Origin of the sequence: Nocardia sp. NPDC019323, assembly GCF_044389845.1 — a bacterium.
GTDB classification, from domain to species: Bacteria; Actinomycetota; Actinomycetes; order Mycobacteriales; family Mycobacteriaceae; genus Nocardia; species Nocardia implantans.
This window is the reverse complement of record NZ_JBIRYN010000002.1, coordinates 97,910-116,459: the sequence shown is the minus strand read 5'-3', so window position 1 is coordinate 116,459 and position 18,550 is coordinate 97,910. Positions and strand designations below refer to the sequence as shown.

Here is an 18,550-nt window from a genome sequence, read left to right as displayed (position 1 = left end):
CCGGCGGATGCTCGCTCTGGCTGCTCTTCGTTCGCAGGTGTGGGTGGGCCGGCGCTGGGCTCGTCAGGGGAGTCGCGCGCACGGCATCGTTGTCTCGGTGCGCTCGCACGGGCGCCGAAACAGCTCGCTCAGTCGGCCCGCACTCACGACCGTTTCCGGCCGAGGCCGAGGCGGTGGGACAGGCGGCTCATGAGCTGGGACATCTTCGACGGGAACGAGTTCGGTCCGGGGATGCGTACCGGGCGGACGCGGCCGTTGTGTAGTGCGGTGATCTTCCAGCCCTGGTCGGTGCGCACGGTCACCAGCGTTTGGCGGGACAGCCGGCGCTGGGGGAGGCGCGAGCGCCACGGCATCAGAACCGATGCCGTGCCGTGCACAATCGCCACGTCGGGGGTGACGAAGCGGATCGACTCCAGATCGCCGACCAGTGCCGACCCGGCCAGGACTCCACGGAAGAGCTTTTCGTGGTTGGCCTGATGCTCGCCGCGGCCGGTGGCTCGGGTGCCGTCGTAGGAGACGTAGTCGGAGTCCTCGGTGAACAGGGCGGCGTACGCGGCGGCGTCGTTATCGGTCCAGGTGCGCATCAGCTCGTCGAACAGGCTGCGCAGCGCGCGGTCGTCGGTGCGGTCGAGGGTCGCGTCCATGGTGGTGCCTTCCGGTGTTAAGATTCGACTATCGAAATATAAGATAACAGAAAGATTCGAATGTCGAAAGAAGAGTTGATCGGCGCGATCGCGCAAGAGCTGCGGACGCTGCAGCAGAGCTTCGACGCCTTCGACGAGGCCGCGGCCGTTCGTCTGGGGTTGAACCGCACCGACCTGCGCTGCCTGGACATCGTGCTCAGCCGAGGCCCGTTGACGGCAGGGGAGCTCAGCGCTGCGCTGCGACTGAGTCCCGCCGCCACCACCACCGTCGTCGACCGGTTGACCCGGGCTGGATTCGTCTCGCGCGCACAAGATCCCGGTAATCGGCGGCGGATCCTGGTCGAAGCCACCGCGCGGGCCGCCGAGGTGGCGCGAGAGATCTTCGAACCCGTGGGGAAGGCGGGCGCCGAGGCTCTGACACGGTTCGACACCGACGAACTGCGCATCGCACTCGACTTCCTGCGCACCGCGCTGCGGGTGCACCAGGAGCAAACCGAGCGTGTCTCGCGGTCGGGCGAATCATGCTGATGCCTGTGACGAGCAGTGGCCTGGTTCGGGCGGCGACCACCGAACTGCGAGGATAGCGGGGTGTCCGGTCCCGAATCCTTCTCCTTCACCCTCGGTACCCGCTTGGACGGACGGCACGGCCGGTCCGGTGTGATCGCCACGCCGCACGGGCCGATCGCCACGCCCGCCTTCATCCCGGTGGGGACCAAGGCGACGGTCAAAGCGGTGCTGCCGGAAACCATGCGGGAACTCGGCGCCCAAGCGCTGCTCGCGAACGCCTATCACCTGTACTTACAACCGGGCGCCGACATCGTGGACGAGGCGGGCGGGCTCGGCGCGTTCATGAACTGGCCGGGGCCGACCTTCACCGACAGCGGCGGGTTCCAGGTGATGTCGCTGGGCGTCGGTTTCAAGAAGGTGCTCGCGATGGAGGCGGTCGATGTGCGCAGCGACGACGTGATCGCACCGGGCAAAGAGCGGCTGGCCACCGTGGACGACGACGGCGTCACGTTCCGTTCCCACCTCGACGGCTCCGTGCACCGCTTCACGCCCGAGGTGTCGATGACCATCCAGCACCAGCTCGGAGCCGACATCATGTTCGCGTTCGACGAACTCACTACATTGCTCAACACCCGCGCCTACCAGGAACGATCGGTGCAGCGCACGCACGAGTGGGCGCAGCGCTGCATCGACGAGCACGAGCGGCTGACCGCCGCGCGCACGCACCGTCCCTACCAAGCGCTGTTCGCCGTCATCCAGGGCGCGCAGTACGAGGACCTGCGCAGGAAGGCATGCCGCGGACTGGAATCGATTCGCGGAAACGCGGGGACGGGATTCGACGGCTACGGCATCGGCGGCGCGCTGGAGAAGCACAATCTGGGCGCCATCGTCGGGTGGTGCAGTGACGAGCTGCCCGAAGACAAGCCACGCCACATGCTCGGCATCAGCGAGCCGGAGGACATCTTCACCGCCATCGAGAACGGCGCCGACACCTTCGACTGCGTCAACCCGTCGCGGGTCGCCCGCAACGCCGCCATCTACGTCGACACCGGCCGGTTCAACATCAACACCAGCCGCTTTCGCCGCGACTTCACCCCGATCGACGAGAACTGCGACTGCTACACCTGCGCCAACTACACGCGCGCCTACATCCATCACCTGTTCAAGGCCAAGGAGATGCTCGCGGCCACGCTGTGCACGATCCACAACGAGCGGTTCACGGTCCGCCTGGTCGATCGCATCCGCCACAGCATCGAGGGCGGCTACTTCGATGAGCACAAAACGGAGACCCTGGGGCGCTGGAAAAGCAAGAAGGGCGCGGAGCGTGAGGCGGATCGGTGACTCTCCGATCGGCTCTCGTCGCCCGCGCCCTCCGTGGTGTCGCCGGGACCTTCGTCAGGCGTGCAGCGGATCCGCTTCGGTCGGTGCGTAGCTCGGTTCGCGCTTCTTGAGCAACGCGATCACCCGGTAGGTGATCGGGAGTACGAATACCTCGCAGAGGGTCTTCCAGATGAAGCCGACGATCACATAGTTGACGAACTGCTGCCAGGTATCGATGCCGATGGCGCCCGCGGCGATCGAGCAGAAGATCAGTGTGTCGGCGAACTCGCCGACGATGGTCGATCCGATCAGCCTGGCCCACAGGTATTTTTCCTTCGTCCGCTCCTTGATCAGCACCAACGTCGCGGAGTTCAGCAACTGGCCGACGAAGTACCCGGCCAGGCCCGCGATGACGAGCCGCGGCGTCGTCCCCAGGACGGTGCGGAACGCCTCTTGGTTGTCGTAGAAGCTCGCGGCGGGCAGCCGGATCGCGATGGCGAAACAGGCGACCGTCAGCAGCAGGGCGGCGAAGCCGTAGTAGATGGCCCGCCGGGTGGCGCGGAAGCCGTACACCTCGCTGAGCACATCGCCGAGGATGTAGGCCAACGGGAACAGGAAGAAGGCGCCGTCGGTGGCGATCGGAAGGATTTGCAGCGGCCCCAGCGACACCGACCGGTCGCCGAAGAACTCCACCCCCTTGGTGGCGCAGATGTTGGAAATGATCAGGGTTGCCGTGAACAGGGCCACGATCGGTGCGTAGTACCCCCGCGCTACCTGGGCAAATGCCGCATGGTCCGCGGGGCGTCCAGGCCCGCCGTGCTCTTGCGTGGTTTTCGACTCACTCACCCGCATCATCAAACCAGGTTGTGGAATACGCTGTAGCAATGACGAATCCCGGGGACTCCGACGAATGGTGGAAGCAGTACGGCGGCCAAGGCGTGTCGCCGGAGTCCGGGGCGCAGAGTTCGGTCCCGCAGTATCCGAGCCAGGAGCAGCAGCAGCCGTCGGGCTACCCGTCGGCGCCGCAGTACCCGGTGCAGCCGCCCTCGCAGCCGATGACGCCGCCTCCGCAGCCGCAGTACCCGTCCTACCAGCCGCCCGCGCAGCCGTACGCCCAGCCGCAGTACGGCTACCAGACGCCCTACCAGCCCTACGGAGTCCCGTCGCAAGGCACCAACGGCATGGCGATCGGCGCGCTGATCTCGTCGCTGGTCGGGTTCGTCACCTGCGGACTGGGGTCGATCGTCGGCATCATCCTCGGCGTGGTCGCGTTGAACCAGGTCAAGCAGACCGGCCAGGAGGGGCGCGGCATGGCGCTCGCCGGCATCTGGATCGGGGTCGGCGCGATCGTGCTCGGCATCCTGTGGTTCGTCGTGGTGATCATCGCGGGGGCGACCAGCGCGTAGCGCAGCCGGTTACGGAAAGCAGAAGGGGCGCACTCATTCGGGTGCGCCCCTTCCGCTTTCGTGCCCGCCGCGGCGGATCAGGCCTTCACGACCTGGGTGCCGCCGGCGAACTTGTCGTGCCAGCCCTGCTTGTTCGGGTCCTGCGAGATGGTGACCATGATGTAGATCGCCAAACCGAGCGAGACGAGGCCGCCGACGCACGGGATGATGTTGGCCGCGACGAAGATGTTGCGCTTCAGCGAGGTGGCCGGCTCGATCTTCGCGGCGCCGCCAGGGGCGAGCACCTTCAGACCGAGGATCTTCTTACCGAGCGTGGTGCCCTGCGAGGTCTCCATGCCGACGAAGTAGCCGAGCTGGACCAAGGTCCACACGATGCTGAGGCCGATGGTCAGGCCCAGCGAGTTGTTGAACAGGGTGTACAGGATGAGGTACGGGATGTAGAGGATGAGCGCGTCGATGACACGCGCGCCGATCCGGGTGCCGAGGTCGCCCGGCTGGCCACCGTAGTTGTTGAACCCCGGCTGCTGCGGGTACTGGCCGTACGGTTCCTGCCCATACTGCGGCTGCTGCCCGTATTGCGGCTGCTGCTGGCCGTACTGGGGCTGCTGCCCGTACTGGGGCTGCTGACCGTATTGCTGCTGCTGGCCGCCGTGCTGAGGCTGCTGCCCGTACTGGGGCTGCTGGCCATACTGCGGCTGCTGCCCGTATTGGTCGCCCCCCTGTGGGTACGGCTGCCCGTACGGCTGCCCGCCCTGCGGATACTGGTTGGGGTCGTACCCACCGCTTGTCATAGTTGTTTGTCCTCGTCGATTGATCAGTAGTTGGACGATGCGTACGTTACGGACATGGGCTGCTTCGCAACAACCCGTCCACGTCGAATATCGACGGTTCGCGGGGTAGCCGCTCGGTGTCGAAACGCTCGAGTAGCTCGGACGACGATGTCGCGGTGAAGCCGAGCGAACCGGCCAGTGCCGACACTACTTCCTCCGGCGTGTTGCCGAGCGCCAATCGTTCGCGGAGTGTCACCGCCCCATCCCGTTTCGCCAGTCGCCGCCCTTCCGCGTTGAGCACCAGCGGCACGTGGGCATAGTGCGGCACCGGCAGATCGAGCAGCGTCGCGAGGTATGCCTGCCGCGGGGTCGACGGCAGCAGGTCGTCGCCGCGCACCACCTGGTCGATGCCCTGTGCCGCGTCGTCCACCACGACGGCGAGGTTGTAGGCGGGGATGCCGTCACCGCGCCGCAGCACCACGTCGTCGACCGGGCCACGGTAGCGACCGTGCAGCTCGTCGCGCACTTCGAACTCGGTGATCGTGGCGCGCAAGCGCAGTGCGGCCGGGCGGCCCTGCGCGCGCAGCCGTTCGCGCTCCACGGGGAGCAAGGTGCGGCAGGTGCCGGGGTAGGCGCCCATCGGTCCGTGCGGGGCCGTCGCGGCTTTCTGGATTTCTCTTCGGGTGCAGAAGCATTCGTAGGTGAGCCCGGCGGCGGTGAGGCGTTCGATAGCCGACTCGTATTGCGGCAGCCGATCGGACTGGCGGACCACGGGCCCATCCCAATCCACGCCGATCGCGGCGAGATCCTCCAGCTGCCGCTGCTCGGCGCCGGGACGCACTCGGTCCAGGTCGTCGATCCGCAGCAGGAAGCGGCGGCCGGTGCAGCGAGCGAACGCCCAAGCCAGCAGTGCGGTGCGGAGATTGCCCAGGTGCAGGTCCCCGGACGGGCTCGGCGCATACCGGCCCGCGCCCGGCTCACTCATGGGCTCGCCTGATGGACGATGAGATGCGCACGTCGGCCATGGTAGAAGTCACGGCGGTCAGCCGCGCAGACGCGGCCGCAGGTCGTCGTCCGCCGGTTCGCCGCCCGCCTCCAGCGTGGCGAGCAAGGCTCGGGCGTGGGCGACCAATCCGGGCAGGTCGATATCGTAGGGCGCGCGCTCGCCTTCGGGCCGGTATGCCGTCAACCGCGACACCGCGCGGGCGAGCAGTGTACGCGCTCCCTTCGGATTACCGCGCTGTATGTGCGTCAGACCGACAGCGAACTGCGCGAGCGCCTGCCACAGCATCCGCTCGGCGAACGGTCCGTTCTTCCACGCGGCCTCTAAAACCTCGTGTGCGTTGAATGCAAGTCCCTCGTCCAGCAGTTGCTGGGCGAAGGTCAAGGTTTGCTGGGGTGGAAGATCGAGATCGTCCGGAATTCGGGCAACTCCGGTGCTGCCGGCAGGCAGTGGACGCCCGAGGCGGTCGCGCGGACGGGCATTACGGGCGCGACCTGCGTCGTCTCGATCGCGTTCGACCATAGGCTCCATCATGCACGGCCGCCGCTCCTTCGTCGACGCGGCCTCCGGAGGGAGGTGAATTGTCGGCCGATAACAGAGCAATCACATCCGTTAAAAACATTGTGGTACGTCAGTGTTTGGAATGAATGCCGGGAGTTGGCAATGTTCCCGCAACTCCGTTGCTTCGCAAACGTGTGTGGTTGCGATGATTGAATAGGCAAGAGCCGGGCAAACTTTCGAAGGACCTGCTAGTGTTACCGCGCGGGGACAGGCCCCGCGCGAGGTTAATTTCCTCTCGAACTCGATGTGCGATATCGACGCACCGGGAAAGTGCGCTCCGGCACGGGGTGCACCACGGGATTCGGCTTTCCAGTCGGGTACCGATGCTAGCTGGAACGATGTCAGGAGAAATCTCGCTCTCGACGCAGCAAAGGAGCTAGTGCCGTGGAGGTTGATTGGACGGGCGCTGTGTGGCGCAAGAGCACATACAGCGGTCCGGATGGGAACTGCGTGGAAGTCGCTTTTCTCGTCGACGGCAATGTCGCGGTTCGTGACACCAAGGACAGTGGACGTGGCCCGGTCTTGGCGTTTGCGCCGGGCGAGTGGGATGCATTCCTAGTGGGGGTCTCGACGGGAGAGTTCCGGCGCGGCTGAGTCACGCCGGAATCGCCTGAACAAGGCAAAGCGGGCCCCGGGTCGCATGGACTCGGGGCCTTCGCGGTTTTCTGTGCGGATTGTGCGCCGGCGCGGGTGGCCGCCGGATCATCGGTGCCCGGAACCGTTCCCGTTTCCGTTCGCCCGTTCCTGCACCTTGCGCAGCACGGCGAGCTGCTTGCGTTCCTCTTCGTGCTCGAGCTCGAAGTGCTTGACGCTCTCGTCGCGCGGATCCGCGCGCAGGAAGCTGCCGGTCCCCGGCTTGCCCGCCGCGCCGAGCCTGCTCATCTTCTTCGGCACGGGGGCGCCCTGGTAGTCCAGCGGAACCGGGTGGCCGTGCTTGTCCACCGGCCCCAGCGGCTGGTGCACCTCGATGTACTCGCCGTGCGGCAGGCGCTTGATCACGCCGGTCTCCACGCCGTGCTCGAGCACCGCGCGGTCGCTGCGTTGCAGGCCGAGGCAGATGCGGTAGGCCAGGAAGTAGGCGATCGGCGGTGCGAGCAGGATGCCGATGCGGCCTGCCCAGGTCGTCGCGTTCAACGAGATCTGGAATTTGTAGGCGATGATGTCGTTGACGCACGAGAGCGTCAGCACCACGTAGAAGGTGATCGCCATCGCGCCGATCGCGGTGCGAACGGGCACGTCACGGGGGCGTTGCAACAGGTTGTGGTGTGCGCCGGTGTCGCCGGTGAGCCGTTTCTCGATCCAGGGGTAGGCGATGAGGACGGCGAACACCAGACCCATGAGCATGGCGACCCAGAAGACGGCGGGCACGGTGTAGCGGCCCAAATACAGCTCCCACGGCGGCATCAAGCGCGCCATGCCGTCGGTCCACATCATGTACATGTCCGGCTGGGAACCCGCGGAGACCTGCGACGGGTTGTATGGCCCCAGGTTCCAGATCGGGTTGATCTGGAAGAGTCCGCCGAGCAGGCCGACGACGCCGAGGGTGAAGGCGAAGAACGCGCCCTGGTCGGCGGCGAACACCGGCACGATCCGGGCGCCGACCACGTTGTTCTCCGTGCGGCCCGGGCCGGGGAACTGCGTGTGCTTCTGATACCACACCAGCGCCACGTGCGCGGCGATCAGCGCCAGGATGATGCCCGGGAACAACAGCACATGCGCGATGTAGAGCCGCGGGATGATGATGTCGCCGGGGAAGTCACCGCCGAACATCAGCCAGTGCAGCCACGTGCCGATGATCGGAATCGAAATCGTGATCCCGGAGAACGCGGCGCGCAGGCCCGTGCCCGACAGCAGGTCGTCGGGCAGCGAGTAACCGAAGAAGCCCTCGAACATCGCCAAGATCAGCAGCAACGAGCCGATCACCCAGTTCGCCTCACGCGGTTTCCGGAACGCGCCGGTGAAGAAGATCCGGAACAGATGCACGATGATCGACACCGCGAACAGCAGCGCCGCCCAGTGATGCACCTGCCGGACGAACAGACCGCCGCGGACCTCGAAGGAGATGTTCAGCGCCGTCTCGTACGCCCGCGACATGGTCACGCCGCGCATCGGCTGGTAAGAGCCGTTGTAGACGACCTCCGTCATGGACGGGTCGAAGAACAAGGTCAGGTAGACGCCCGACAGCAGCAGGATGATGAAGCTGTAGAGCGCGATCTCGCCGAGCAGGAACGACCAATGCGTCGGGAAGACCTTGTTGATCGACCGCTTCACGAACGCGGCGGCCTTGTACCGCTCGTCCGCCTCATCGGCTTGGTTGGCGATTTTGCGAGCTAGATCTATAGCCATGGCCGACACCCCGCCTGGGTGAGTGGTATCCGGGTCCTACTACAGACGGTAGCAGAGCCGCGTGCCGGAATCGATGGGATTTTCCGGACGGAATTGTGGAACAAGATCATTCACATTGCCTGGCCCCGCGGACGTGACCGGATCCGAGTCGATATCGTTTTACTCGTGAGCGCGATGGCACCGCAGGACGCGACGATGTATTGGCTGTCCGAACGCACGCGCAACGACCTCTTTCTGTTGTATTGCTTCGCCGATCGCGGCCTCCCCACGGAGGAACTGCGGGCCGCCGTCGCAGAACGCAGCGCGCGCATCGCCGACCTACGGGTCCGGCTGCGCGAACTGCCCGTCGACCTCGATTACCCGCGCTGGACCCGATGCGAATTCGGCGCCGAGCAATTCATGGAACACGAACTGCCGGACCGCGATTGGTCGTGCTTGCTGGAGGCGCTCGGCGACCTGCTCGGCACCGGCGTCGATGCCGCCGTGCACCCGTGGCGGCTGCATGTGTTCCGTGCGATCCAGGACGCGCCCGGCCTGGAAGGCGAGCCCGCGCTGGTGGCGGTGCTCCAGATGTCCCATGCCCTGGCCGATGGGCGGCGGGCCGCCGCGATCGCGCGGGCGCTGTTCACGGAGGCTCCGCCGGTGTCCGACGGTGGAGTCCAAGCGGCGGACGAGTGCGCGAGCGCGCCGGGATCGTGGCGGCGGGGTTCCGCGTGGTGGCCGTCCACGCGAGATTTCGCGGCACGGGGGCGGGCGATCGGCGAGGCGGTGCCGTCAAGCCTGTCGTCGGCCGGGGTGCTGGTGAACTCGGCGATCGGCGTACTGCGTGCGCCGGTTCGGATAGCCGTCACAGCTATGCGCGGCTACCAGGCGTTTCGCGCGCAGCAGCGGCTGGCGGATCTGACCGCGTCGGGCGAAGTGCCGCCGCCCGCAGAGGGTTTCCTTCCAACCGTGCTGAACAGATCTTCCCCGCAGGGCATTTCGCGACACGAAGCGCGGATGCTGGTGTTCCCGTCCGCCGACGTGCGGGTGCCGGGCCGCACCGTCACGGTCGTCGTCCTGACCGCGGTGTCGCTGGCGCTGGCCCGCCACCTGGCCGAGCGTGGCGAGCCGGTGGAGCGGCTGGGTGCGCAGGTGCCGATGGCTCTTCCCGAGGCAGCTCGCCCGCGCAACAACTATCGCAGCCTCGGCGTCGATCTCTTCGTCGACGAACCCGATCCGCGCCTGCGCGCCGACAAGATCGCCGCCGCGCTCGCCGACCGGCGGGTCCGCGCGCTGCACCCGCTGCTGTCCGCGCAGGATCGGGTCACCGCGGCCATGCCGGCCCCGCTGCTGCGGCGGGACGTGGATCGCTACCCCCTCGACACCGTCCCCGACTCGATCGCGGGCCACACGGTGGTCTCCAGCGTCGATCGCGGCCCAGCCGATCTGTCCTTCGGCGGTGGCGCCGTGCGTTTCACGGCCGGGTTCCCGGCCCTCGGCTCCGTCATGCATCTCACCCACGGCGTGCACGGCCTCGGCGACACCGTCACCATCTCGCTGCACGCCGACCCGGCCGTGCTGCCCGACCTGGACGCCTACGCCGCCCACCTCGGTGCCGCGCTGCGCGAAGCCCACCGCACGCGGGTCGAGGCGTCGCCATCGGTGTGACGAGCCCGCCGGTCAGGAACGGGCGAGGGCGGGCTGCGCCGCGGCCTGGTGCACCTCGGCGGAGATCTTGATGTCCAGTTCGAGCCGGGTGGCGTTGATGACCGAGCGTTCTTCCTCGACAGTGTTCTCGATCGCCCGCGACCACAGCGCCTGGATCTCGGTGATCTCTTCGGCGGTGGCCTCGCCGTCGAGTTCGATCCGGCGGCGCTGTGAACTGATGTTCAGCGCCGCGGTGAGCGTGCGCATCAGGTCCTCGCAGCGATTGGGGATCTTGCGATGCGACAGCACGCGCAGGTTGCTGATGTAGCCGCGCGAGCCGGTGATGAGCTGCCGGATCTCCGCGTCGACGTCATCGAGTTCGTCGGCCTCCCAGTGCTCGCAGTGCAGCAACTGCTGGCGGACATCGCTCGAGATGGACAGCACGGACGACACCGCGGTCAGCACCGATTCCCGCCGCCACTTGTCGTGCTCACGCCGCTCGGCCGCCGCGTTGGTCGCCTCCACGGTGCGCTGCGCCGCGTCCAGCGTGACCCGGTTCCGCTCGTCCGCGGCGGTGAGCGCCGCCCGGTTCGTGCGGTTGTTGACCAGCACGCCGACCAATGCCGCAATGGCAACGATGAGAGAACCGAAGAGCGGAAGCCACTGAGTCACGGAGAAGATCATTCCATCGGAATGGGAAGTCGCACAGCCCAGATCGGGCGAATCCGGCTCGTCCGGCAACTCGGGAGGAAATCCGACGGTGGACCGGCGTCAGCCGCGCGCGGCGCCGTCCGGCCACACGACGTCGACCGGCACGCCACGCTGACGCGCGAGTTCCACCACCGTCCCCGTGCCCGCCTTCTGCCCGGCATCGCCATCCCACACGGCGACCAGCCGGTCGACCGACCCGACCACCGCATCGTTGGCTGCTTCGTACGCTTCACGACCCGCGTTGTCGAAATCCATCACCCGCACCTGGGCCGCGCGCCGCACCAGCTCGTCGAACAGCTCGGCGTGAACCGGCTTCACCTTCCGCTCCCGGTAATCGCGGGACGGCAACACGACTTCGAGCCGACCACCCGCATCGAGTACCGCCCGCGCGAACACCGAATCGGCACCGCGCGCAAGGCAACTCACTCCGATCAGCTCGCTCGGATCGTGCTTGTCCAGCAGCGAACGCACCGCGTCGTACACCAACGGTTCAGTAGCCGCGGTGATGTTCATATGCCCGGTGACACCGATCCGCACCATGCGATGTGCTCTCCTATGCTGTCGCGGCAACCAGCGGCCCCATCCGCTCCGCGGTTCGACGACCGCGCCGAACCGCCCGTGTGGTTGTATACCTTCGCTGATCTCCTCGCGACATGGTTGGCGCTGATGCCGAACCGCGTCGAGGCTCGGCACTGTTGCAGCTGTGGCATCGGTCGGGCACCAGCAACCCGCGGCCGAAGGGACAGTCGGCATAGTCACGCAGATCCCCGACCCCAGCGTCCACACGGCCGCGATGGCGCTGGACTGCCTGCCGGGCGTGTGGCAGGCCAAGATCGTCATGCGGGCCACCTGGGACACCGGTACGAGCGAGGGACGCAAAGAAAGCGGGCCCGCCATCCTCCAGTGCTAAGTTCGCTCCGATGAAGCTGCTTGTTGTCAGTAGCGGCCCTGCTACGTGGTCGACTCGCTGGTTTCTGTTGCGCAGGGGGGACGCGGCCCTCGCATGTCGGCCTTCAGCGGCCCACCGATGACAATGCAGCGTGGCGGCCTGCTCGTAGACGTTGCCATTGGGGCGCTGCGCTCACGGATGCTTGCATCGGTGGCCCTGGATGGTGGGGAACGGGCTTCGCCCGGGCATCTTCTCAGTGCGTTCGGCCCCCGATGAGAAAAGGCCTGGTCGGAACGGGGTAAACCGTCCTGACCAGGCCCTTCTCTGGCGGAGGATAGGGGATTTGAACCCCTGAGGGCGTTAACCCAACCCGCGTTCCAGGCGAGCGCCATAGGCCACTAGGCGAATCCTCCGTGGAGCAGCATACCGGTAGCCCCCGGCCGGTCGCCAAATAGGTGGGGTGACGTGGGTGAAGTGCCTGGTCGCGTGGGGGTGGTGGACCCGGAGGATGGGTTTGTGGGCCGGAGGCGCTACACTGGCCGACGGATCCCGCGCGGCGCGCATCCTGTGAACCCCCCCAGGGCCGGAAGGCAGCAAGGGTCAACGGGCTCTGCCGGGTGCGCGGGGTCCCCTTTCGAAGGGCTTGCGGGGCGGCTCGCCTGCGTCGAGCCGGTGGGGCAGCGGTCCCCGCATTCCATCCCCGGATAACGCCTCCAATTCCGGGCGCCGCACGGGTAACGTGAACACCGTCCGCGGATGCACGTGCGTCTGCACGGACAACCTGTTCGGTCGCCGCCGCACATCGGTCCGGCCAACCCATCGTCCCTTCGCTGCTTGAAAGGCTGCCCAGGATGCCCCGGCAAACGCAGATCGGTTTGATGAGCCATGAGGAGCTCGTGCTCGAGCACGACACCCAGACCGCGAACTACGCGACGCTCAAGACCGAGAAGCTCACGCTGGACCTGACCAGGGGGAAACCTTCGCCGGAGCAACTCGACCTGTCCGCCGGACTGCTGAACCTGCCCGGCGACGGCGATTTCCGCGACGGCACCGGCACCGACTGCCGTAACTACGGTGGCCTGCACGGTCTCCCGGAACTGCGCGCCATCTTCGGCGAGCTGCTCAACATCCCGGTGGACAATCTGCTCGCGGGCAACAACGCCAGTCTCGAGCTGATGCACGACGTGATCACTTACGCGATGCTGTACGGCACCAATGATTCCGAGCGTCGCTGGGCCGCCGAGGACACTCTGAAGTTCCTGTGCCCGGCCCCGGGCTACGACCGGCACTTCGCGATCACCGAGGCGCTCGGCTTCGAGATGATCCCGATCCCGATGCGCCACGACGGCCCCGACACCCACGCCATCGCCGAGCTGCTGGCGAGCGACCCGCAGATCAAGGGCCTGTGGGCGGTGCCGAACTACTCCAACCCGACCGGCGTCGTCTTCTCCGAAGACGTTGTCCGCGAACTCGTCTCGATGCCGGCGGCGGCGCCCGACTTCCGGCTGTTCTGGGACAACGCGTACGCGGTGCATCCGCTCACCGACACGGCGGCCCCGGTGATCGACGTGCTCGGCTTGGCCGCCGCCGCCGGAAACCCGAACCGTCCGTTGGTGTTCGCCTCCACCTCGAAGATCACCTTCGCGGGCGCGGGCGTGAGCTTCATCGGTGGTTCCACCGCGAATCTGGACTGGTATCTGAGCCACGCCTCGAAGAAGAGCATCGGCCCGGACAAGATCAACCAGCTGCGCCACCTGCGCTTCTTCGGCGATGCCGACGGCGTGCGCGCGCACATGCAGAAGCACCGCGCCATCCTGGAGCCGAAGTTCGCCTTGGTGCTGAAGATCCTCGAGGACCGCCTCGGCGCGTCCAAGGTGGCCTCCTGGACCGAACCCAAGGGCGGCTATTTCATCAGCCTGGACGTGCTGGAGGGCACCGCGGCGCGGGTGATCGCCCTCGCCAAGGAGGCGGGTATCGCGCTCACCGCGGCCGGTTCGGCCTTCCCGTACCGCAACGATCCGGAGGACAAGAACATCCGCATCGCGCCCAGCTTCCCGAAGCTGCCCGAGCTCGAGAAGGCGATGGACGGCCTGGCCACCTGCGTGCTGCTGGCCGCCACCGAGAAGCTGCTCGGCAAGTAGGACCGCGAACGACTGACCGCCCGGCACGGCTTCCGTGCCGGGCGCTGTCATCTGTGTCGAAAGCCGGTGGCGGCGTCGGCACGCGGCCTATCCGGTTTCCAGCAGTTCCTTCAGCCGCGCCAGATCCGCGCGGTTGGCCCGCCGGATGGCCGCTTCCAGCACAGGCGCGGTCAGCTTCCGGAAACCCTTCGGCTCGCCGCGGTTGCGCAGCGTCATCCTGGTGCCGCCTTCCGGCGTATCGGCCCAGGTGTAGGTCGTCTCCATCGGAAACGGCCCCTGTGCGGTGCGCATCACCAGCAGGACGCAGGGCGTGTAGTCGACCACCTCGTAGGTATAGGTCAGCCTGCCGCCCAGGAAGTGGGCGACGAACGTCATCCGCGAGCCGACGCGCAGCGGAGGTTCCGTTTCCCAGGTGACGCTGTGGATGCGCGAGTACCACGCGGGCGCGTGCGCCGGATCGGCCGAATACGCGGCGACCAGCTCGCGTGATCGGTCGATCACGACGTCGGTCACCACATCGACGGCCATCGGCCGGGTCAGCGCGGTTTGTGCGCGAGGACGGCGAACATGGTCACCGAGAGGTGGATGTCGCCGCTGGCGGCGCCCGCCGCGAGGTCGGCGAGCAGTTGCTCCCGCTCGGCCTCGGTGATCGCGCCGCGCGCGACCGCCATCGCGGAGATCCTGGTGATCAGCGAGCCCGCGCCGACGCGGCGGTCCTGCACCAGAGCCTCCGAGCCGATGTCGTCGACCACCAAGCCCGCTTTGGTGAGCAGACCGGGCAGACGACGGCCCGACAGCGGATTGGTGGTGGCCGACACGAGCGTGTCGATCACCTCGCGGACGACCCGCCGGTCACCGGGGTGCACGATCGCGGTGTCCCAATCGCTGTCCACCACGACCACGCGGCCACCCGGACGCAGCACGCGCGCGATCTCGTTGGCCGCGCGGCCCGGGGCGGTGAGGTGCTGGAAGACGCGCTCGCACAGGACGGCGTCGAAGCTGTCCGCGCCGAACGGCACGCCGTAGGCATCTCCGGAGTGGAATCTGGCCGTGGAGCCGGCCTGGGCGGCGCGGCGCTCGGCGGAGGCCAGCAGCTGCGGGTCAGGTTCGACGCCGACCGCGCTGCCGTCCGGGCCGACCGCCTCGGCGAAGGTGATGACCTCCGATCCGGTACCGGAGCCGATGTCGACGGCGTGTTCGCCGGGCCGCAGCGCGAGCGCTTCGTGCGCCCAGGTGCGCAAGCGGCGGATGCCCGGCAGCGCGGCCTGGAGGTCGCGCACGTCGACGAGTTGGTCCTGACCTGCTCGGTCGAATCGATCGGGGCGCAATGCGTAGGTGTTCATGGGCCCGTGTCCATCCCTGGCCGTTGGCGTCGTCTTGGTGGGGGTCGCCGTCGTCTGAGGCATGGCCTGGAGCCTACGCGGCAGGTCGTCTACCCGCGCGTAGGCATTGTGAGTTGAGTCACTATGCAGGCCCGGCGGCGGCGACCCGGGTGCTGCCGCACCGTCGGCTCCGGTGAGATGATCGACCCGTCCCAGCACACCGAGCAGGAGGTAGGGCATGACGCGCACGCTGTGCTTGGCGCAGGACGCCGAAGCGGACCGGCTACTGACCGAGGACCATTTCGCCACGCTGCTCGGCATGCTGCTGGATCAGCAGTACCCGATGGAGCACGCCTTCCGGGGCCCGAAGAAGATCGCCGACCGGATGGGCGGGTTCGACATCCAGCGCATCGCCGAGGCCGATCCGCAGGAGTTCGAGGAACTCGCCGCGACCCCGCCCGCGATCCACCGCTACGGCCGGTCCATGGCCAGGCGTGCGCAGGAGCTGGCTCGCTACGTCATCGAGCACTACGACGGCAAGACCGAGAACATCTGGACCGCGGGCGACCCCGACGGCAAGGAGGTGCTGCGGCGGCTGCGCGAACTCCCCGGCTACGGCGAGCAGAAGGCGAAGATCTTCCTGGCCCTCCTGGGCAAGCAGCGGGGCGTGCGGCCGGAGGGCTGGCGCGCCGCGGCGGGCGCGTACGGCGACGAGGGCTCGCGCCGTTCGGTTGCCGACGTCACCGACGCCGAATCCCTGGCGCAGGTAAGGGAATTCAAGAAGCAGGCGAAAGCGGCGGCCAAAGCGAAGTAGTTCCGTGCTCGTAACTCCCCGGTTGCCTATTTGAAATCGCCCTGCGTTTTTTCCTCGTTCTCGCAGAGCCGTTGCCCGATGCTTTTGGCTGGTATGGCTCCACCTGAGATGAGGGATTGCAGGACATGAGGATGAGGAAGCTCGCCGTGGTGGCGGCGCTGGTAACCATTGCGACCGGAGTGGCCGCTGGTACATCCGGCGCTGCCCCGGCGGAAGAAAGTACGGAAAGCGCGATCAATTTCACCGCGCACGCGACCGATACCCAGTCGATCATCGAAATCGACGCGGGCTCGCTGGTGGTCGAGAACGAGGTGCTGGAGGTCAAGGCCTCCAACGGTACCGTCCTCGCGGCGCAGCCGCTGAGGTTTCAGCTCGAGGACTTCGAATTCCCCATCGCAGCAGCGGTTTCCGGCCGCACCGCCACGCTGACGCCCGTGTTCGACCGGGAACACGCGGTCTACAAGCCGGTGGCCCTCCCGTACGAGGACAAGGCGCCGTGGAAGACCGAGTACGACCGTGAGGTCGCCGCTTGGACTCGCCTGACCAGCACGATCTCCGCCGGAGCCACCATCGGAACGCTCGTCGGCGGCCTGGCCGGCGGCGCCATCGGCTGCGTGCTCGGCGGCATCGCGGGCGCGACCGTCGCCTCCGCAGCGATCGTCGGACTGTTCGGCGCGTTCATCCCTGCCGCGGCCATCGGCTGCCTCGGCGGCATCATCGCCGTCGGCGCGCTCGGCACGCTGGCGGGCCAGATCCTGGTCACCGCTCCGGTGGCGGTCGCCGCCGCGATCCAGTACTTCGCGACGATCAATCAGCCGTTCGTCGCTCCGAAGTAATCCTTCCGCGTGAAAAGACTCCGCTCCGTCCGGGTTCCGGGGAGCGGGGTCTTTTTGTGTGCTCGCGACCTGGGGAAACAATGTGCGGGTGCACACAACGGCGCGTCGAGGGTTGGTGTGTCATGGATATCGGTGTTAATTTAAATGACATGTCTGCCGGCCGATCGAACCTCCTGCGCGTCACTTACGTGACCGCCGCGCTGGGTCTGCGGCTGCCGTTGACACGCGAACTGTGTCGTCTCTCTTGCTGCAGCTGAGCTGTTTTTCCTGCTCGTTTGCTGCCTCGCCGCCCATGTAGGCACGTCCCGTTCGATTACGGGACTTCAGCAAGGATCTGCACAATGTCCCTTCCCACCCTCGAACGATCCGTCTCCAGGGTTGCGGGCAGCCGTACCCGCGTCCAGCGCCCCGTTGTCGCCCCCGAACTGCGCATCGGCGACAACCCGGCGGCCGCGGTGCTGCGCGCCGCGACCGGTGGCCCCGTCTCCCGCGACAACGCCGCCCGCACAACGGGTTTGAGCATCGCCACGGTCAACCGCCAGGTCTCCGCCCTGCTCGCGGCCGGCCTGCTGCGGGAGCGCCCCGACCTGACGGCCTCGGGTGCGGTAGGACGCCCCCGCGTCCCCTTCGAAATCGATCACGAGGCGTACCTGACCATCGGCATCCACATCGGCGCCGCGGTCACCAAGATCGTCGCCGCCGATCTGCGCGGCCGCATCCTCGGCGGCCTTGCCATCGCCACCCCGCAGACCGGCCAGGAATTCGCCACCGTCACCGTCGCCCGCAGCGCGAAGGCGTTCCTGCAGCGCTGGCACCGGCGCAAGGCGCTGTGGGCCGGCGTGGCGATCGGTGGCCGGGTCGACCCGCTGACCGGCGTCGTCGACCACCCGAAGCTGGAATGGCGTGGCGCCCAGGTCGGTTCTGTGCTCGGCGAGGTGCTGGAGTTGCCCGTCTCGGTGGCGCCGCACGTCGAGGCGATGGCGGGCTCGGAGCTGTTGCTGCCCACAGTCGAGCCGAAGGACCAAGCCCGCGTCGAGCGCGGCAGCAGCCTGTACTTCTACGTGCGTGAGACCGCCGGTATCGCAGTGACTTTGGACGGTCGCGTGCACACGCCGAGCAACGGCCCCGGCTCGATCGCGCACCTGCCGACGGGTTCGGACGTGGAATGCGCCTGCGGGCGGCGTGGCTGCTTGGAGGTGACTGTCGGTGATCGGTCGCTGCACTCCAGGGCCGTCGGCCGCGGCATCATCCCGGCGCACAACGGGACCGCGGGCTCGACCATCGCGGATCTGTACCGCGCCGCGGAGGCCGGTTCGGAATCCGCGCGCGAGCTGCTCGCCGAGCGGGCCACCATCCTCGGCCACACCGTGGCGATGGTGCGCGACATGCTCAACCCCGATCGGGTCATCCTCGGTGGCCAGGCGTTCACCGGCTACCGCCCCGCGGTCGCGCATGTGGCGCGGGCGTTCAACCAGGGTTCGACGCTGCCGCCCACCGATATCCGGATCAGCGGATTCGGCGGCAAGGTTCAGGAATACGCCGCCGTGGTGACCTCGCTCAGCGTCCTCTACGCCGATCCGCTGGCCGCGATCCGGCGCACCGCGGCGATCGACTGAGCAATACGACGAAAGGGCTGCCGGACACCCTGTCC

20 protein-coding genes, 1 tRNA gene and 1 other RNA gene are annotated in these 18,550 nt (G+C 67.4%); 11 read left to right on the top strand and 11 right to left on the bottom strand.

From position 1 onward, the window contains the following. Positions 1-143 precede the first annotated feature (143 nt). Positions 144-644, bottom strand: coding sequence for an SgcJ/EcaC family oxidoreductase (locus tag ACH49X_RS08025; RefSeq protein ID WP_195079771.1), 501 nt, complete (start codon positions 642-644; stop codon positions 144-146). A 60-nt stretch (positions 645-704) separates the two neighbouring features. Here ACH49X_RS08025 and ACH49X_RS08020 point away from each other — a divergent pair, with 60 nt between their 5' ends. Further along, entirely contained in the window at positions 705-1,172 is a 468-nt protein-coding gene (locus ACH49X_RS08020) for a MarR family transcriptional regulator (protein WP_357207031.1), read from the top strand. A gap of 60 nt (positions 1,173-1,232) precedes the next feature. Next, complete coding sequence (tgt, locus tag ACH49X_RS08015; RefSeq protein WP_357207029.1) at positions 1,233-2,492, top strand: tRNA guanosine(34) transglycosylase Tgt; 1,260 nt, start codon at positions 1,233-1,235, stop codon at positions 2,490-2,492. A gap of 54 nt (positions 2,493-2,546) precedes the next feature. Here the strand turns inward: tgt and ACH49X_RS08010 are convergent, their stop codons facing one another. After that, on the bottom strand, positions 2,547-3,326 hold the full coding sequence (locus ACH49X_RS08010; protein ID WP_357207028.1) for a queuosine precursor transporter: 780 nt from the start codon (positions 3,324-3,326) through the stop codon (positions 2,547-2,549). Positions 3,327-3,355: 29 nt separating this feature from the next. Between ACH49X_RS08010 and ACH49X_RS08005 the strand changes: the two genes are divergently transcribed. After that, the gene (locus ACH49X_RS08005; RefSeq protein WP_357108639.1) at positions 3,356-3,877 is read left to right on the top strand and encodes a DUF4190 domain-containing protein; all 522 of its coding nucleotides are present in this window, start codon (positions 3,356-3,358) and stop codon (positions 3,875-3,877) included. Between the two features lie 77 nt (positions 3,878-3,954). Here the strand turns inward: ACH49X_RS08005 and ACH49X_RS08000 are convergent, their stop codons facing one another. Genes ACH49X_RS08000 through ACH49X_RS07990 form a run of 3 tightly spaced genes read right to left on the bottom strand, consistent with a single transcriptional unit; the run spans position 3,955 to position 6,172 of the window. After that, positions 3,955-4,668 carry an RDD family protein gene (locus ACH49X_RS08000; protein ID WP_357108636.1) on the bottom strand — a complete coding sequence of 238 codons (714 nt, stop codon included), beginning with the start codon at positions 4,666-4,668 and terminating at the stop codon, positions 3,955-3,957. Between the two features lie 46 nt (positions 4,669-4,714). Then, positions 4,715-5,632 (bottom strand): tRNA glutamyl-Q(34) synthetase GluQRS, encoded by a 918-nt coding sequence (gluQRS, locus tag ACH49X_RS07995; protein WP_195079777.1) that lies wholly within the window; start codon positions 5,630-5,632, stop codon positions 4,715-4,717. 57 nt (positions 5,633-5,689) lie between these two features. Continuing rightward, positions 5,690-6,172: a DUF309 domain-containing protein gene (locus ACH49X_RS07990; protein WP_195079778.1), complete on the bottom strand. Its 483-nt coding sequence runs from the start codon at positions 6,170-6,172 to the stop codon at positions 5,690-5,692. A gap of 423 nt (positions 6,173-6,595) precedes the next feature. On the opposite strand from ACH49X_RS07990, the gene ACH49X_RS07985 reads away from it, so the two are divergent. Then, a complete protein-coding gene (locus ACH49X_RS07985) occupies positions 6,596-6,805 on the top strand; it encodes a DUF397 domain-containing protein (protein ID WP_195079779.1) in 210 nt (69 codons plus the stop codon). Between the two features lie 108 nt (positions 6,806-6,913). Here ACH49X_RS07985 and ACH49X_RS07980 read toward each other — a convergent pair whose 3' ends face one another. Next, positions 6,914-8,557 carry a cytochrome bc complex cytochrome b subunit gene (locus ACH49X_RS07980; protein WP_195079780.1) on the bottom strand — a complete coding sequence of 548 codons (1,644 nt, stop codon included), beginning with the start codon at positions 8,555-8,557 and terminating at the stop codon, positions 6,914-6,916. A 174-nt stretch (positions 8,558-8,731) separates the two neighbouring features. Between ACH49X_RS07980 and ACH49X_RS07975 the strand changes: the two genes are divergently transcribed. After that, positions 8,732-10,207, top strand: a complete 1,476-nt coding sequence (locus ACH49X_RS07975) for a WS/DGAT domain-containing protein (RefSeq protein ID WP_357207140.1) — start codon at positions 8,732-8,734, stop codon at positions 10,205-10,207. A 12-nt stretch (positions 10,208-10,219) separates the two neighbouring features. Here ACH49X_RS07975 and ACH49X_RS07970 read toward each other — a convergent pair whose 3' ends face one another. Next, entirely contained in the window at positions 10,220-10,858 is a 639-nt protein-coding gene (locus tag ACH49X_RS07970) for a hypothetical protein (RefSeq protein WP_195079782.1), read from the bottom strand. Between the two features lie 99 nt (positions 10,859-10,957). Further along, positions 10,958-11,410, bottom strand: coding sequence for a hypothetical protein (locus tag ACH49X_RS07965; protein ID WP_323124469.1), 453 nt, complete (start codon positions 11,408-11,410; stop codon positions 10,958-10,960). Positions 11,411-11,600: 190 nt separating this feature from the next. Here ACH49X_RS07965 and ACH49X_RS07960 point away from each other — a divergent pair, with 190 nt between their 5' ends. Then, entirely contained in the window at positions 11,601-11,807 is a 207-nt protein-coding gene (locus ACH49X_RS07960; protein ID WP_195079783.1) for a hypothetical protein, read from the top strand. 304 nt (positions 11,808-12,111) lie between these two features. Here the strand turns inward: ACH49X_RS07960 and ACH49X_RS07955 are convergent. Then, positions 12,112-12,199 (bottom strand) — tRNA-Ser (locus ACH49X_RS07955). 128 nt (positions 12,200-12,327) lie between these two features. Between ACH49X_RS07955 and ffs the strand changes: the two genes are divergently transcribed. Both ffs and ACH49X_RS07945 read left to right on the top strand, forming a co-directional pair. Continuing rightward, positions 12,328-12,422: signal recognition particle sRNA small type (gene ffs / locus ACH49X_RS07950), an RNA gene on the top strand. A gap of 215 nt (positions 12,423-12,637) precedes the next feature. Further along, complete coding sequence (locus ACH49X_RS07945) at positions 12,638-13,927, top strand: aminotransferase class I/II-fold pyridoxal phosphate-dependent enzyme (protein ID WP_195079784.1); 1,290 nt, start codon at positions 12,638-12,640, stop codon at positions 13,925-13,927. 87 nt (positions 13,928-14,014) lie between these two features. Here ACH49X_RS07945 and ACH49X_RS07940 read toward each other — a convergent pair whose 3' ends face one another. After that, the gene (locus tag ACH49X_RS07940) at positions 14,015-14,455 is read right to left on the bottom strand and encodes an SRPBCC family protein (RefSeq protein WP_195079785.1); all 441 of its coding nucleotides are present in this window, start codon (positions 14,453-14,455) and stop codon (positions 14,015-14,017) included. An 8-nt stretch (positions 14,456-14,463) separates the two neighbouring features. Beyond that, entirely contained in the window at positions 14,464-15,270 is an 807-nt protein-coding gene (locus ACH49X_RS07935; RefSeq protein WP_195079903.1) for a methyltransferase domain-containing protein, read from the bottom strand. A 217-nt stretch (positions 15,271-15,487) separates the two neighbouring features. Between ACH49X_RS07935 and ACH49X_RS07930 the strand changes: the two genes are divergently transcribed. From ACH49X_RS07930 to ACH49X_RS07920, 3 genes are all read left to right on the top strand, one after another. Then, positions 15,488-16,063: an HhH-GPD-type base excision DNA repair protein gene (locus tag ACH49X_RS07930; RefSeq protein ID WP_195079786.1), complete on the top strand. Its 576-nt coding sequence runs from the start codon at positions 15,488-15,490 to the stop codon at positions 16,061-16,063. 125 nt (positions 16,064-16,188) lie between these two features. Then, positions 16,189-16,899, top strand: a complete 711-nt coding sequence (locus tag ACH49X_RS07925; protein WP_195079787.1) for a hypothetical protein — start codon at positions 16,189-16,191, stop codon at positions 16,897-16,899. 341 nt (positions 16,900-17,240) lie between these two features. Next, positions 17,241-18,515 (top strand): ROK family transcriptional regulator, encoded by a 1,275-nt coding sequence (locus tag ACH49X_RS07920; protein WP_195079788.1) that lies wholly within the window; start codon positions 17,241-17,243, stop codon positions 18,513-18,515. The last annotated feature ends 35 nt before the right edge of the window (positions 18,516-18,550 follow it).